Here is a 14,187-nt window from a genome sequence, read left to right on the forward strand (position 1 = left end):
CACATTTTGACGAGTGGCAGGGTGAGCAATGTCTGCCCACCCTGCGGGTTGCTATGCAGGTTTCGACTTACAGCGCCTTTTCCAGCTCCGGCAGGATCGCAAACAGATCCCCCACCAGACCGATATCGGCAATCTCGAAGATCGGCGAATCCGCATCCTTGTTGATCGCCACGATCGTGCCGGCGTCCTTGATGCCGGTCAGATGCTGGATCGCGCCGCTGATGCCCACCGCCACGTACAGTTCCGGCGCGATGATCTTGCCGGTCTGGCCGACCTGCAGGTCGCTGGGCACGTAGCCGGCGTCGACTGCGGCACGCGAGGCGCCGACGGCGGCACCGAGCTTGTCGGCCAGCTGGAAGATGACCTTGAAGTTCTCTTCCGAACCGACACCACGGCCACCGGAGACCACGCGCTTGGCGCTCTGCAGATCAGGGCGGTCGCTGGCACCGGCGGCCAGGCCGATGAAGCGGGTGTGGGTGGGCAGGGCGGCGTCGACGCTGGCCGCTTCGATGGCGGCGCTGCCGCCCTGGGCCGCTTCCGGCCACGAGGCGGCACGCACGGTGGCGACCACGATCTGGTCGGCCGGGGCTTCCACGGTGATGATCGCGTTGCCGGCGTAGATCGGGCGCTTGAAGGTGTGGCTGCCCTCAATGCTCATCAGGTCGGAGACCTGGTTGACGCCGAGCAGGGCGGCCACGCACGGCATCAGGTCCTTGCCGAAGGTGGTCGACGGGCCGAACACGTGGGTGTAGCCCTTGGCCAGCTGCGCGATCTGCGGCGCCAGCACCTGGGCGATGGCCTGCGCGTTGGCGGCGTTGGCCACGGTCAGGACCTTGGCGACGCCGCTGATCTTCGCTGCCTCGGCGGCGACGGCAGCCGGATCGGCGGCCAGCACCAGCACGTCGATGCTGGCACCGCTGATGGCGGAAGCAGCGCTGACGGTCTTGGCGGTCGCAGCGTTGAGCTTGCCGTCGTGGTGCTCGGCGATGACGAGAATCTTGCTCATTACAGCAACCCCTTCTGCTTGAGTGCGGCAACCAGTTCGGCCGCGTCCTTGACCATCACACCCTTGCTGCGCTTGGACGGCGCGGCGTACTGGGTGGTCTTGAAGGTATCGGCGGCTTCAACGCCGAGGTCGGCCAGCTGCAGGGTCTCCAAGGGCTTGGCCTTGGCCTTCATGATGTCCGGCAGCTTGATGAAGCGCGGCTCGTTCAGGCGCAGGTCGGTGGTGACCACCGCTGGCAGATCGACTTCCAGCGTTTCCAGGCCGGCGTCGACTTCGCGGGTCACCGTCGCCTTGCCGTCGGCAATGTCCAGCTTGCTGGCGAAGGTCGCCTGCGGGCGGCCCCACAGCGTGGCCAGCATCTGGCCGGTCTGGTTGGCGTCGTCGTCGATGGCCTGCTTGCCCAGGATCACCAGGTCCGGCTGTTCCTTCTCGATCAGCTTGAGCAGGGTGCGTGCGGCGGTCAGCGGCTGGATGGCCTGGTCGGTGACCACATGGACGGCGCGGTTGGCGCCCATGGCCAGGCCGTTGCGCAGGTGCGCCTGGGCATCGGCCGGAGCAATGGTGGCGACCACGACTTCGCTGGCGATGCCCTTGTCGCGCAGGCGCAGGGCTTCTTCCAGGGCGATTTCATCGAAGGGATTGGGGGACAGCTTGACGCCGTCGGTGACCACGCCGGAACCGTCCGGCTTGACCTGAATGCGGACGTTGTAGTCCACCACGCGCTTGTACGCGACGAGGATTTTCATCTGGTACGGGGTCCTTCAATAACGGGGAGAACGTCCGGTCCTCGCACAGCAACCGGTTCGGGGGTGGGACCCCGATTCTAACTGGCCTTTGTCGACCATGCGAATGCGTATGGTGAAACGGCGTCCTGTATCCAAGTCGCCTGAGTGGCTACTCTAGCGGCCGGTTCCGTTGCCCCGCCACATGCCTTCATTGACCTCGCCCCCTCCATGCCGCCTGCTGCTGGCGATTGCCGTTGCTGGTGTGGCCATGCGCCTGCTGTTGGTGCAATGGATCCCCTTGCAGCCCGTTGCCGATTTCGGCCGCTATCTGGAGGTTGCCAGCAGCGTTGCCAGCGGTGGCGGCTTCCGGATTTCAGGCATTCCCTATGTGTCCCAGCCTCCGTTGTACCCCGGAGTGCTCGGCGCCTGGTTCATGCTCACCGGCGTGAACGTGGGGGCGGGCAAGATTCTCAACGTCCTGCTCTGGGCCGGCACGCTGGTTTCGTGGGTCGGTCTGGGGGTGCGCCTCCAGCTGCGCCCGGCCTGGCAGGTCGCCTCTCTGGCAGTGCTGGCATTCCACCCAGCGCTGGTCGCCTACAGCAATGTACTGGGTACCGAATCGCTGTCACTGTTCCTTGCCGTGTTCGGCATGCTTCTGGCGGTCGTGCGTTTTCCGGGCCGATGGCTGCTGCTGGGAGCTGTGCTGGCACTTACCGCGTTGAACCGGCCACAGATGCTCCCGTTGCCGGGAGCCGTGGCACTGGCGTTGCTCCTGCGTGATGGGATACGCGTCGCCACCTGGCGGCGGATCTGCATGGTGGTGTTGGGTTTTCTGCTGGTACTTGGTCCATGGACCCTGCGCAACGCACTTCTTTTCGGCCAGTTTGTGCCCGTCAGTGCAAACAGTGGGTATGTACTGATGGTCAACAACAACGATGCCAATGCGCATGGCGGGTGGATGCCGTTGAAGGACGTACCCCTCCAGGCTGACGACAAGGCTCGGTTTGCCGATGCTGGATTTCCCCAAGGGTTCTTCACCGGAGAAAGCGAGGACTGGAAGCTCCGCCACTGGACGCCTGCGGCCGACGTGATTGGCTCAGGAATTGGCCGCCGTTGGATTTCCGAACACCCGGGCCGCTTCCTGGAGTTGGCGCTGCTGCGCGTGCGCGGATCGTTCGATGTCGGCAGCCTCCTGCATTGGCCGTTCCTGGAAAGAGGCGGTGCTCCGGTGTGGCTGGGTAGATTGACGCTGGCACTCAACATTGCGTTGACGGTCTGGACGACGGTTGCGCTGCTGCGCATCTGCCTCCATCTGCGCCGCTGGCAGCCCGTTCACTGGCTTGCCGTGGCCACACTTGGCCTGGGAATGGTGTCGATCCTGCTGTTCGAGGGGCAGGGACGCTACCTTCTGCCACTGGTCCCAGCGGCGCTGTTCATCATTGCCGCCGCGGGCAGGCTACGCTTGCCAGGCCGGATCAACGCTTGATATCCCGTGGTCCTCTGAACACTTCGCTGCAGACACGTCCCAACCCGTACCAATCAGGAGAACAGGTAGTGCCCACATGGCTTGTCACCGGCGGCGCCGGATTCATTGGCGGTAACTTTGTTCTCGAAGCGGTCGCCCGTGGCATCAAGGTCGTCAATCTCGACGCACTGACCTACGCCGGCAACCTGAAGACCCTGTCCAGCCTGGATGGCAACCCGGACCATGTGTTCGTGCAGGGGGACATCGGTGACAGCGCGCTGGTCGCCCGCCTGCTGGCCGAACACCAGCCGGACGCCGTGCTGAACTTCGCCGCCGAAAGTCACGTGGACCGTTCCATCGACGGCCCGGGCGCCTTCATCCAGACCAATGTGGTGGGCACCCTGGGCCTGCTGGAAGCCGTGCGTGACTACTGGAAGGCGTTGCCGGCCGGGCAGGGCGCGGCCTTCCGCTTCCTGCACGTGTCCACCGACGAGGTGTACGGCACGCTGGGCGAGACCGGAAAGTTCAGCGAAACCACGCCATACGCCCCGAATTCGCCGTACTCGGCGTCGAAGGCGGCCTCGGACCACCTGGTGCGTGCGTTCCACCACACCTACGGGCTGCCGGTGCTGACCACCAACTGCTCCAACAACTACGGCCCGTATCACTTCCCGGAGAAGCTGATTCCGCTGGTGATCGCCAAGGCGCTGGCTGGCGAGCCGCTGCCGGTGTACGGCGATGGCAAGCAGGTGCGCGACTGGCTGTTCGTGTCCGACCATTGCGAGGCGATCCGCACCGTGCTGGCCAAGGGCCAGGTCGGCGAGACCTACAACGTCGGCGGCAATTCGGAAAAGCAGAACATTGAAGTGGTGCAGGCGATCTGCGCACTGCTGGACCAGCGCCGCCCGCGCGCGGACGGCGAGCCGCGCAGCAGCCAGATCACCTATGTTGCCGACCGCCCCGGGCATGACCGCCGCTACGCGATCGACGCCTCGAAGCTGAAGAACGACCTGGGCTGGGAGCCGGCCTACACCTTCGAGCAGGGCATCGCCTTCACCGTTGACTGGTACCTTCACAATCAGGAGTGGGTCAACGGCGTGCTGGATGGCAGCTACCGCCTGCAGCGCATCGGCACCACGGCCTGAACCCAGGAGACACCATGACCCAGCGCAAGGGCATCATCCTCGCCGGTGGTTCCGGCACCCGGCTGTATCCGATCACCAAGGGCGTCAGCAAGCAGCTGCTGCCGGTGTACGACAAGCCGATGATCTACTACCCGCTCAGCGTGCTGATGCTGGCGGGTATCCGTGAGGTCCTGATCATCAATACCCCGCACGAACAGGTGTTGTTCCAGCAGCTGCTGGGCGATGGTTCGCAGTGGGGCATGGACATCCAGTACGCGGTACAGCCGAGCCCGGATGGCCTGGCCCAGGCTTACCTGATCGGCAAGGACTTTGTGGCCGGCAAGCCGAGCTGCCTGGTACTGGGTGACAACATCTTCCACGGCCACGGGCTGCGTGAGGTACTCAAGCGTGCCGACGAGCGCGTGCACGGCTCGACCGTGTTCGGCTACTGGGTCAATGATCCGGAACGTTACGGCGTGGCCGAGTTCGACCAGAGCGGCAAGGTGATCGACCTGGTGGAGAAACCGGAAAAGCCGCGCTCCAATTATGCGGTGACCGGTCTGTACTTCTATGACGGCAACGCCAGCGATTACGCGGCCGAACTGAAGCCGTCGCCGCGGGGCGAACTGGAGATCACTGATCTCAACAAGCGCTACCTGGCCGAAGGCAACCTGCACCTGGAAGCACTCGGCCGTGGCTATGCGTGGCTGGATACCGGCACCCACCAGTCGCTGCTGGAGGCATCCAACTTCATCGAGACCATCCAGACCCGTCAGGGTCTGCAGGTCTGCTGTCCCGAGGAAATCGCGTTCGGCAAGGGCTGGATCAACGCTGGACAATTGGAAGCGCTGGCCGCGCCGTTGATCAAGAACAGCTACGGCGAATACCTGCATAAACTCGCCCTGCGTGGAGTCGTTCCGTGAAAGTGATTGAAACCAGGTTGCCCGGCTGCGTGGTGATCGAGCCGGCCGTGTTCGGTGATGCCCGCGGTTACTTCTTCGAAACCTGGAACGCCGAGCGCTTCGCCGCGCTGGGCCTGCCGGACCGTTTCGTGCAGAGCAACGTCTCCACTTCCGCGCAGGGCGTGCTGCGCGGCCTGCATTACCAGTGGCCGCGGCCGCAGGGCAAGCTAGTCAGCGTGCTGGAAGGCGAGGTCTATGACGTCGCCGTGGACATCCGTCGCGGCTCGCCGACCTTCGGCCAGTGGGATGCGGTGGTGCTGAGCGCGGAGAACAAGAAGCAGTTCTGGATTCCGGAGGGCTTCGCCCACGGTTTCGCCGTACTGTCCGAGCGTGCGGTGTTCAGCTACCTGTGTACCGAGGTCTACCTGAAGGACTTCGACGCCGGCGTGCGCTGGAACGATGCGGATATCGCCGTGGACTGGCCAGTCAGTGCACCGACGCTGTCGGCCAAGGACGAGAACGCACCGTTCCTGAAGGACGTCGCCGAGGACCGCCTGCCGGTCTACACCCCATGACGGTGCTGGTGTTCGGCGGCAACGGCCAGGTCGGCCAGGAGCTGCTGCGCGCGCTGGCCCCGCTTGGGCCGGTGGTCGCGACCACCCGCACTGGTCAGTTGCCTGATGGCAGTGCGTGTGAGGTGGCCGACTTTTCCCAGCCCGACAGCCTGCCGGCATTGCTGGACCGCGTGCAGCCATCGGTTGTGGTCAATGCGGCGGCTTACACCGCTGTTGATCGCGCCGAACAGGACGTCGATGCGGCCTTCGCTGCCAATGCGCAGGCGCCAGGCGTGATCGCGCGCTGGTGTGCGGCGCACGGCGTGCCGTTCGTGCATTACTCCACTGACTACGTGTTCGATGGCCAGGGTAGCGCGCCGTACCGCGAGGATGAGCCGACCGCGCCATTGGGCGTGTACGGCACCAGCAAGCGCGATGGTGAGGATACGGTGCGCGCGGCCGGCGGCCGCCATCTGATCTTCCGCACGGCGTGGGTGTATGCCTCGCACGGCGCGAACTTCCTGCGCACCATGCTGCGCGTGGGCGCCGAGCGCGATGCGTTGCGGGTGGTGGCCGACCAGATCGGTACACCGACGCCGGCCGCGCTGATTGCCGATGTCACCGCGCAGGCGCTGCAGCATCCGGGCCAGTTGTCTGGTACCTGGCACCTGACCGCCAGCGGCCAGACCAGTTGGCATGGGTTCGCCGAGGCGATCTTCGCCGAAGCGTTGGCCACCGGCATGTTGGCCAAGGTGCCGACGGTCGAGGCGATTCCCAGCTCCGAGTATCCGACCCCGGCGAAGCGCCCGGCCTGGTCGGTGCTGGACAATCGCAAGCTGCAGCAGGATTTCGGCATCGTACTGCCAACCTGGCAGGACGGCCTGAAGCGGGTGATGGCGGAGATTGCCTGACCCGGTAGGCGAAGTGCCGACCAACGGTCGGCACCCACCCCGACCAACGGTCGGCAGCCTCCAGCGGGCGCTGGGTCAGCTCCGCCCGTAGGTATCCTCGAACCGCACGATGTCATCCTCGCCGAGGTAGCTGCCGGACTGCACTTCGATCAGTTCCAGCGGCAGCTTGCCCGGGTTGCGCAGGCGGTGGGTCACGCCCAGCGGAATGTAGGTGCTCTGGTTCTCGCTGAGCAGGATCACTTCATCGCCACGGGTCACCTCGGCGGTGCCGCTGACCACGATCCAGTGCTCGGCACGATGGTGGTGCATCTGCAGGCTGAGTGTGCCGCCCGGCTTGACCGTGATCCGCTTGACCTGGAAGCGCTCGCCGTTGTCGATCGAATCGTAGGCGCCCCACGGGCGGTAGACCTTGCGATGCCAGGTGGCCTCGCTGCGGCCTTCGGACTTCAGCTGACCGACGACGGTCTTGACCTCCTGCATGCGGTCGGCCCTGCCGACCAGCACCGCGTCGTCGGTCTCGACGACAATCACGTCATCCAGCCCGACCAGCGCCACCAGGCGCTGTGCGTAGGCATAGGTGTTGCGGCAGTCGATGGCGATCACATCGCCCTGGTGCGCATTGCCATCGCCGTCCTGCTGCGAGACATCGCGCAGCGCGGTCCACGAGCCGACATCGTTCCAGCCGGCATCCAGTGGAATCACCACCGCATCGGCGGTCTTCTCCATCACCGCATAGTCGATGGAATCGGACGGAACGTCAGTGAAGGCATCCTTGTCCAGGCGGGTGAAATCGGCATCGCGACGCGCCTGCTGCCAGGCCTGGCGGCTGCCGGCGAGCATGGCGGGCTGGAAGCGTTCCAGCTCCTGCAGGTAGCGCGAGGCCTTGAACAGGAACATGCCGCTGTTCCAGTAGTACTGGCCGCTGCTGACGTAGCCGGTGGCGGTGTCCAGGTCGGGCTTCTCGACGAAGCGCTCGACCGCGCGCAGCCCCTGGCCATCGGCGGCCTTGATATAGCCGTAGCCGGTTTCCGGGCCGGTCGGCACGATGCCGAAGGTCACCAGCTTTCCAGCTTCGGCGGCAGCGGCGGCAGCCTGCACGGCGCTGCGGAATGCAGTCTCGTTGGTGATCACATGATCGGAGGGCAGCACCAGCAGCAGGGCATCGGCGCCGTCGCGGGTGGCTTCCAGCGCGGCCACCGCGATCGCCGGGGCGGTGTTGCGACCAACCGGCTCAAGGATGATCGCGGCTGGCTCGGCGCCGACCTGCTGCAGCTGCTCGGCGGCGACGAAACGGTGCTCTTCGTTGGCGATCACCAGCGGCCCACGCGAGGCAATCGGTGCGACGCGCTTCCAGGTGGCCTGCAGCATCGTCTGTTCGCTGGCCAGCGGAAGGAACTGCTTGGGATAGGCCTCACGCGAAAGCGGCCACAGACGGGTACCGGAGCCACCGGACAGGATGACAGGCTGGATAGTGCTCATGGCCTTCCTTTGATTATTTCTGCAGCAGGGAGGAAATCTCGTCGGTACGCGCCTGCATCAATGCAGCGTCTCCCCTCGATTCCACATTCAGGCGCAGCAGCGGTTCAGTGTTGGAGCTGCGCAGGTTGAAGCGCCAGTCGCCGAAATCGGCGCTGACGCCATCGGTGTAGTCCAGCGCGGGCGACTGCGCGGCGAAGTGTTCCATCACCCGTGCGACCGCAGCCTTGGCATCGGCAACCTTGAAGTTGATCTCACCGCTGCAAGGATAGGCGGCCATGCGGTCTTCAACCCAGTCGGCCAGCGAGCGGCCGCTTTCGGAGACCAGCTGGGCGATCAGCAGCCACGGGATCATGCCCGAGTCGGCATACGCGAACTCGCGGAAGTAGTGGTGGGCGCTCATTTCGCCGCCGTACACGGCATCTTCCGCGCGCATCTTTTCCTTGATGAAGGCGTGGCCACTCTTGCACAGCACTGGCACGCCACCGGCCTGTTCGACCATCTCCACGGTGTTCCAGACCAGGCGGGGGTCATGCACGACCTTGCCACCCGGGTGGTGGGCGAGGATTGCCTTGGCCAGCAGGCCGACCAGGTAGTAGCCCTCGATGAAGCGGCCGTTGTGGTCGAAGAAGAAGCAGCGGTCGAAGTCGCCATCCCACGCAATGCCGAAGTCCGCGCCATGTTCGCGCACGGCGTCGGCGGTGGCGGCGCGGTTTTCCGGCAGCAGCGGGTTGGGAATGCCGTTGGGGAAGCTGCCGTCCGGTTCGTGGCAGATGCGGATGAACTCGAACGGCAGGTGCGGTGCCAGCAGGTCGACGATGGCACCGGCGCCGCCGTTGCCGGCGTTCACCACCAGCTTCAGCGGCTTGAGCTTGCTGGCGTCAACGTAGCTCAGCAGGTGCTGGATGTAGGCGCTCTTGTCGTGCTGGGCGATCTGGCCGGCGCAAGGCGGCTGTGCCGCGGATGAATCGGCGGCGACCGCATCGGAGATCGCGAACAGGCCGGTATCGGAGCTGATCGGCCGGGCGTTCTCCTTGACCAGCTTCATGCCGTTGTAGTCCATTGGATTGTGGCTGGCGGTGACCATCACCCCGCCGGCAGCCCCCAGGTGATCGGTCTGGAAATAGACCTCCTCGGTGCCACACAGGCCGATGTCGATGACTTCGCGGCCCGCACCGCGCAGGCCGGCCGCCAGCGCGTCCTGCAGCGCGGGGCTGGTCAGGCGGACGTCGTGGCCCAGCACCACGGGGCCCGGAGCGAGCTGTGCATTCAAGGCCGTGCCGATCCGGCGTGCCAGGTCTTCGTTCAGTTCTTCCGGCACGCGGCCGCGGATGTCATAGGCCTTGAAGGCGGGCAGGGGCATCGGTCAGATCCAATGTGAGCTTAGCCACTGATTGTAGCCTTTGTCCTGTATGGGAATCGTTTCCATTCCGCAACTCCCCGTGATTGGCTGATGACATTGGGTAAGGGGCCGCCTGTACCGGTTGGCGAGCGGGTGACGAGCCCATAGCAGGGCGATCACGGCCAGGTCTGCCTGCGTCAAGTGGCCGGGGGTTCCAGCAGCAGCCCAGGCGTTGTTTCCTGCCACTGCCGGCCGAACTCGATCACGCCGTTGCTGGCGTACTTGACGTGGCGGAGCAGGATGGGGGCGATGGTCGGACGTGAACAGCTGCAGGGATGACGCAGGCGGGTGGCGAGGTTGATTTCCTCCGGCAGGGGTATCTGGCCGCGCATTTCACCTCGGCGATGAGCATGTCGCCGCATCGCTGCATGCCGCGGCATCTGACAGGCGGCGTTCACCCTTTTCCATTGGCCACGCGTTCATCCAGCGGAGCAGGGCCTCTTCGTTGCGGGTCCGGGCCATCAGTGCAGGCGAGCCGGCCACGGCGCCCACGATCGGCAGGAGAATTCCCGATGCAACGGAACCCTTGGCGATGCCTCCGCAATGCTGCGGCGCATCCAGCTCTTTCGTTGCCTCCGGCTAGAATGCGGTCATCCTCAACGTGCAGGGTAGTAGAGCAATGCAGCAATCGACTTCCGGCGGAAAGCGCGGCAAGCGCTTCGCCAGTGCGGCGGAGGCCCTGCGGGGGGTGGTCGCCGATGGCCAGACCCTGGCCGTGGGCGGCTTTGGCCTGTGTGGCATCCCCGAGGCGCTGATCGCTGCGCTGCGCGACAGTGGCGCCAAGGGCCTGACCGTGATCTCCAACAACGCCGGCGTCGATGGTTTCGGCCTGGGCCAGCTGCTGGAAACGCGGCAGATCAAGAAGATGATTTCGTCCTACGTGGGCGAGAACAAGGAATTCGAACGGCAGTTCCTGGCCGGCGAACTGGAACTGGAGTTCAACCCGCAGGGCACCCTGGCCGAGCGCCTGCGTGCCGGTGGCGCGGGTATCCCGGCGTTCTTCACCGCCACCGGCTACGGCACGGTGGTGGCCGAGGGCAAGGAAACCCGCGAGTTCGACGGCAAGCACTACGTGATGGAGACTGCGCTGCGCGCCGACGTGGCACTGGTCAAGGCCTGGAAGGCCGACGAGGCCGGCAACCTGGTGTTCCGCAAGACCGCACGCAACTTCAACCCGGCCTGCGCGATGGCCGGCAAGGTCTGCATCGTGGAAGTGGAAGAGGTGGTGCCGGTCGGCGCCATCGACCCGGACCAGGTGCACCTGCCGGGTATCTACGTGCACCGCATCGTGCACAACGCGCATCCTGAGAAGCGAATCGAACAGCGCACCATCCGCGCGGAGGGCAACTGACATGGCGTGGACCCGTGACGAGATGGCGGCACGCGCCGCCCAGGAGCTGACCGATGGCGCCTACGTGAACCTGGGCATCGGCCTGCCGACGCTGGTGGCCAACCACATTCCCGAAGGGGTGGATGTGTGGCTGCAGTCGGAGAACGGCCTGCTCGGTATCGGCCCGTTCCCGACCGACGCCGAAGTGGACGCCGACCTGATCAACGCCGGCAAGCAGACCGTCACCGCACGTGCCGGCGCCAGCTACTTCGGCAGCCACGACAGCTTCGCGATGATCCGCGGTGGCCACGTCAACCTGGCCATCCTCGGTGCCATGCAGGTGACCGACAAGGGCGACCTGGCCAACTGGATGGTGCCCGGCAAGATGGTCAAGGGCATGGGCGGCGCGATGGATCTGGTCGCCGGCGTACAGCGCGTGGTGGTGCTGATGGAGCACACTGCCAAGAACGGCGAGCACAAGATCCTGCCCGAATGCACGCTGCCGTTGACCGGCGTGGGCGTGGTCGACCGCATCATCACCGATCTGGCGGTGTTCGACGTGACTGGCAAGGGCCTGTTGCTGGTGGAAGCCGCGCCGGGTGTCAGCGATGAAGAACTGAAGGAAAAGACCGGCGTCGCGTTCCAGCGCTGAAGTCAACGATGTTGCCGCGCAGCGCCAGCCTCAGGGCTGGCGTTGTGGGCCTGAGACGACGTAGCCTGCGTTGGCAACAAGGTCCGGCAGCAACTGCATGACCGGATCAAGTGCATTGTCGTTGTCCAGCTCACTGGGATAGCAGTGCGCATCCAGTAGTGACCGCAGCGCCGACGCTCGCAGCCACATCGTGCCTACTGTCTGCGGCTTAGGGGCGTCGGCCATCCCCAGCCGCGCCGCCCAGCGGAGATGACTGCGCGAAACGACGATTGCCTCCTGAGTGGATGCCGCGAACATGCCCAGCGCAGGTTGCTCATCGAACTGTTGAAGCACAGCGTCGAGATCGGCCGTCCCTGGTAGCTGCGGTCTTGCCTCGCCGCTTCCGCGGAGGTCCAGCCAGCAGGCCAGCAACGATGGATCCGGACCGAAAGCCTCCAGAACCTGCACGATGCTGGACAAGGCATTGTCAGCATGGCCGATGATATCGGCCGCAGCGTCATGAGGGCGCTGCGCCATTGGAATGAAAACACGGTAGCTCACGCCCAGGTCGCTTGCGGCCTCACAAGCTGTAGCGATCAACCCGGGATCATCAATGAGAACCAGCAGGCAGGCCCGCAGGGGGGAAGCGGGCGGAGCCGGGGACAGCGCTTGGCGCGTCGCGTCAAGCCAGGCATGCCCAAGCCGGGCATCCGGCTCCAGCACGGCACCTTCAGCCCACTCGTTCCAGGCGTTGATGAACACCATTCGCTGTGCCTGCGGTGCTGCAGACAGGCGCTCATGGATCGTGGTGCGCAACCAGTCGCGGTAGCCACGGGGTGAGGCGTGCAGGTACACGCGGCCGCGGCCGGAACGACGCGCCTCGTTGTCCCAGCCCGGGTTCACGCCGGGATAGAGCGGATAATCCGGCAGCGGCCGCGCTGCGATTTCTGCAGCCAGTTCGCGCCAGTCGCGTACATCGCCGTTGAAGGCAGGATTGAGCAGCCACTGTTGTGCCGACAACGAGCGCGGGTTGCTCATGTTCGGCGGGAATTCGACGGCGGCATCGAAGCCGATATCGCGCGGATCCGGTCGCTCGAAGCCCTGGACGTAGGCCAGATGGATCTCACCGACACCGTTGTCGCGGCACCAGCGACGCCAGCGCTCGGCAGTCGCACGGGCGTCGGGCAGCAGGTTCGGGCGATAGACCAGCAGCATCGGCCGACCCTCGACTTTCAATGCACGGCGGTCGAGCAGGTAAGGCGCTACATGTGCGATGAAGGCCAGATCGTCCTCTGCGCTGTGCTGCTGGCCGATCAGGATGTCGTCGTCGCGGCCGTCCCAGCGTCGTGCCCAGTTCTCGTTGGCCCAGCACAGGCAGAACGGCAGGTCGATGCTGTCATCCGCCAGCCATTGACGCAGCGGATCCTCCATCAGGGTGCGGCCGCTGAACCAATAGTAGTAGAAGCAGAATGCGCCGATGCCGTGTTCCGCAGCCAAGCGTGCCTGGTCACGCATCACCTGCGGGTTGCGCAGGTCATAAAAGCCGAGGTCGGCCGGTAGGCGGGGTTGGATGTGGCCCTCGAACTGCGGCAGGGCGCGGGTCACGTTGCGCCACTCGGTAAAGCCCTTGCCCCACCAGGCGTCGTTCTCTGGGAAGGTGTGGAACTGCGGCAGGTAGAAAGCAACCAGCGTCGCCGGCATGGGCGACGGCAATGCTCCCTCGCGCCAGGGTACGTGGCCGATCGCCGGCTCGTCGGCACGCCAGCGCAGCTGGGCCCTGGCGCGGGCGCTCCCCTCATCCTGCTGTCCCTTGGGCGGCGGCGGCACCCAGTCGCCATGCCGTGACAACAGCCGGGTGCGCAACCGGTCGCGCTGCGCCTGCGGCAACGGCAAGGCCCGGAACACGGCGCGCAGCAACGGGAACAGCGACTGGCGCAGGCTCATCGGGCGGGGCCTCGCGACAGAGGACGGTAGGACGGGATCAGCATCTGGGCAACGGTCATGGCGCCATTTTCGGTGCTGGCGGCCATGACGGCAAACGGCGGCGTGCTAGCGTGTGACCATGCTGTTCCCCCACGACCTGCCCGATGCCGATGTCCTGCACCTGCCGGGCTGGCTGGCTGCGTCCGACGCCGACCAGCTGCTGTCCTCGCTGCAGGCCGAGGTGCCCTGGGAAACCCATCGCATCCGCATGTTCGGCAACTGGGTGGACTCGCCGCGGCTGAGCTGCTGGATCGGCGACCCGCAGGCGCGCTACCGCTACTCCGGTGCCGAGTTTGTGCCACACCCATGGGCGCCCGTGTTGCAGGCCGTGCGCGGGCGCCTGGAAGCGGAAGGCCACGGCCGCTTCAACAGCGTGCTGCTGAACCGCTATCGCAGCGGCGGTGACTACATGGGCTGGCACAGCGATGACGAGCCAGAGCTGGGGCCGGCCCCGGTGATTGCTTCGCTGAGCCTGGGCGCTGCGCGCCGATTCCTGCTGCGACGCCGCGACGAACCGGCGCGCAAGGCCGAATTCGTGCTGGGCCATGGCGACCTGCTGCTGATGGCCGGACAAACCCAGCGCTTCTACCAGCACGCGCTGCCGAAGATGGCGCGGGTGCAGGGCGAACGAATCAACCTGACCTTCCGCTGGATTACGCCGCGGTGACCAAGAAGGGG

General features: G+C 65.5%; 14 protein-coding genes. 8 read left to right on the top strand and 6 right to left on the bottom strand.

The annotated features are described in order from the left end of the window. Positions 1 to 67: 67 nt before the first annotated feature. Together B9Y82_RS00990 and B9Y82_RS00995 are read right to left on the bottom strand one after the other, a co-directional pair. The gene (locus B9Y82_RS00990; protein WP_100471207.1) at positions 68 to 1,006 is read right to left on the bottom strand and encodes an electron transfer flavoprotein subunit alpha/FixB family protein; all 939 of its coding nucleotides are present in this window, start codon (positions 1,004 to 1,006) and stop codon (positions 68 to 70) included. Continuing rightward, positions 1,006 to 1,752, bottom strand: coding sequence for an electron transfer flavoprotein subunit beta/FixA family protein (locus B9Y82_RS00995; RefSeq protein WP_014035896.1), 747 nt, complete (start codon positions 1,750 to 1,752; stop codon positions 1,006 to 1,008). The genes B9Y82_RS00990 and B9Y82_RS00995 overlap by 1 nt, the downstream gene beginning before the upstream one ends. 247 nt (positions 1,753 to 1,999) lie before the next feature. Between B9Y82_RS00995 and B9Y82_RS01000 the strand changes: the two genes are divergently transcribed. The 5 genes from B9Y82_RS01000 to rfbD all read left to right on the top strand — a co-directional run bounded on the left by B9Y82_RS01000 (position 2,000) and on the right by rfbD (position 6,687). Further along, the gene (locus tag B9Y82_RS01000) at positions 2,000 to 3,217 is read left to right on the top strand and encodes an ArnT family glycosyltransferase (protein WP_100471208.1); all 1,218 of its coding nucleotides are present in this window, start codon (positions 2,000 to 2,002) and stop codon (positions 3,215 to 3,217) included. Positions 3,218 to 3,285: 68 nt separating this feature from the next. Then, on the top strand, positions 3,286 to 4,341 hold the full coding sequence (rfbB, locus tag B9Y82_RS01005; RefSeq protein WP_100471209.1) for a dTDP-glucose 4,6-dehydratase: 1,056 nt from the start codon (positions 3,286 to 3,288) through the stop codon (positions 4,339 to 4,341). A gap of 14 nt (positions 4,342 to 4,355) precedes the next feature. Further along, positions 4,356 to 5,243 carry a glucose-1-phosphate thymidylyltransferase RfbA gene (gene rfbA / locus B9Y82_RS01010; protein ID WP_014035899.1) on the top strand — a complete coding sequence of 296 codons (888 nt, stop codon included), beginning with the start codon at positions 4,356 to 4,358 and terminating at the stop codon, positions 5,241 to 5,243. Next, positions 5,240 to 5,797: a dTDP-4-dehydrorhamnose 3,5-epimerase gene (rfbC, locus tag B9Y82_RS01015; protein WP_100471210.1), complete on the top strand. Its 558-nt coding sequence runs from the start codon at positions 5,240 to 5,242 to the stop codon at positions 5,795 to 5,797. Before rfbA ends, rfbC begins: the two co-directional genes overlap by 4 nt. Next, complete coding sequence (gene rfbD / locus B9Y82_RS01020; RefSeq protein WP_100471211.1) at positions 5,794 to 6,687, top strand: dTDP-4-dehydrorhamnose reductase; 894 nt, start codon at positions 5,794 to 5,796, stop codon at positions 6,685 to 6,687. The genes rfbC and rfbD overlap by 4 nt, the downstream gene beginning before the upstream one ends. A gap of 75 nt (positions 6,688 to 6,762) precedes the next feature. Here the strand turns inward: rfbD and B9Y82_RS01025 are convergent, their stop codons facing one another. From B9Y82_RS01025 to B9Y82_RS01035, 3 genes are all read right to left on the bottom strand, one after another. After that, positions 6,763 to 8,166, bottom strand: coding sequence for a mannose-1-phosphate guanylyltransferase/mannose-6-phosphate isomerase (locus B9Y82_RS01025; RefSeq protein ID WP_100471212.1), 1,404 nt, complete (start codon positions 8,164 to 8,166; stop codon positions 6,763 to 6,765). 13 nt (positions 8,167 to 8,179) lie between these two features. After that, positions 8,180 to 9,526 (bottom strand): phosphomannomutase, encoded by a 1,347-nt coding sequence (locus tag B9Y82_RS01030; protein ID WP_100471213.1) that lies wholly within the window; start codon positions 9,524 to 9,526, stop codon positions 8,180 to 8,182. 176 nt (positions 9,527 to 9,702) lie between these two features. Beyond that, positions 9,703 to 9,897 carry a hypothetical protein gene (locus B9Y82_RS01035; RefSeq protein WP_100471214.1) on the bottom strand — a complete coding sequence of 65 codons (195 nt, stop codon included), beginning with the start codon at positions 9,895 to 9,897 and terminating at the stop codon, positions 9,703 to 9,705. A gap of 287 nt (positions 9,898 to 10,184) precedes the next feature. Here B9Y82_RS01035 and B9Y82_RS01040 point away from each other — a divergent pair, with 287 nt between their 5' ends. Together B9Y82_RS01040 and B9Y82_RS01045 are read left to right on the top strand one after the other, a co-directional pair. Continuing rightward, positions 10,185 to 10,916, top strand: coding sequence for a CoA transferase subunit A (locus B9Y82_RS01040; protein WP_100471215.1), 732 nt, complete (start codon positions 10,185 to 10,187; stop codon positions 10,914 to 10,916). A 1-nt stretch (position 10,917) separates the two neighbouring features. Beyond that, entirely contained in the window at positions 10,918 to 11,547 is a 630-nt protein-coding gene (locus B9Y82_RS01045) for a CoA transferase subunit B (RefSeq protein ID WP_100471216.1), read from the top strand. 30 nt (positions 11,548 to 11,577) lie between these two features. On the opposite strand, the gene B9Y82_RS01050 is transcribed toward B9Y82_RS01045, so the two are convergent. Further along, positions 11,578 to 13,470, bottom strand: coding sequence for a glycoside hydrolase family 99-like domain-containing protein (locus B9Y82_RS01050; protein ID WP_100471217.1), 1,893 nt, complete (start codon positions 13,468 to 13,470; stop codon positions 11,578 to 11,580). 118 nt (positions 13,471 to 13,588) lie between these two features. Between B9Y82_RS01050 and B9Y82_RS01055 the strand changes: the two genes are divergently transcribed. Next, on the top strand, positions 13,589 to 14,176 hold the full coding sequence (locus B9Y82_RS01055; RefSeq protein ID WP_100471218.1) for an alpha-ketoglutarate-dependent dioxygenase AlkB family protein: 588 nt from the start codon (positions 13,589 to 13,591) through the stop codon (positions 14,174 to 14,176). The last annotated feature ends 11 nt before the right edge of the window (positions 14,177 to 14,187 follow it).

The sequence above is a fragment of the Stenotrophomonas maltophilia genome (assembly GCF_002799155.1).
GTDB classification, from domain to species: domain Bacteria; phylum Pseudomonadota; class Gammaproteobacteria; order Xanthomonadales; family Xanthomonadaceae; genus Stenotrophomonas; species Stenotrophomonas maltophilia_R.

Bases quoted from the DNA above. Each gene is read 5' to 3' on its own strand.
- rfbA (WP_014035899.1), top strand. From the start codon at position 4,356: ATGACCCAGCGCAAGGGCATCATCCTCGCCGGTGGTTCCGGCACCCGG.
- B9Y82_RS01030 (WP_100471213.1), bottom strand. From the start codon at position 9,526: ATGCCCCTGCCCGCCTTCAAGGCCTATGACATCCGCGGCCGCGTGCCG.
- B9Y82_RS01055 (WP_100471218.1), top strand. From the start codon at position 13,589: ATGCTGTTCCCCCACGACCTGCCCGATGCCGATGTCCTGCACCTGCCG.
- rfbD (WP_100471211.1), top strand. From the start codon at position 5,794: ATGACGGTGCTGGTGTTCGGCGGCAACGGCCAGGTCGGCCAGGAGCTG.
- B9Y82_RS01040 (WP_100471215.1), top strand. From the start codon at position 10,185: ATGCAGCAATCGACTTCCGGCGGAAAGCGCGGCAAGCGCTTCGCCAGT.
- B9Y82_RS00995 (WP_014035896.1), bottom strand. From the start codon at position 1,752: ATGAAAATCCTCGTCGCGTACAAGCGCGTGGTGGACTACAACGTCCGC.
- B9Y82_RS01045 (WP_100471216.1), top strand. From the start codon at position 10,918: ATGGCGTGGACCCGTGACGAGATGGCGGCACGCGCCGCCCAGGAGCTG.
- B9Y82_RS01035 (WP_100471214.1), bottom strand. From the start codon at position 9,897: ATGCGCGGCCAGATACCCCTGCCGGAGGAAATCAACCTCGCCACCCGC.
- B9Y82_RS01000 (WP_100471208.1), top strand. From the start codon at position 2,000: ATGCGCCTGCTGTTGGTGCAATGGATCCCCTTGCAGCCCGTTGCCGAT.
- B9Y82_RS01025 (WP_100471212.1), bottom strand. From the start codon at position 8,166: ATGAGCACTATCCAGCCTGTCATCCTGTCCGGTGGCTCCGGTACCCGT.
- B9Y82_RS01050 (WP_100471217.1), bottom strand. From the start codon at position 13,470: ATGAGCCTGCGCCAGTCGCTGTTCCCGTTGCTGCGCGCCGTGTTCCGG.
- B9Y82_RS00990 (WP_100471207.1), bottom strand. From the start codon at position 1,006: ATGAGCAAGATTCTCGTCATCGCCGAGCACCACGACGGCAAGCTCAAC.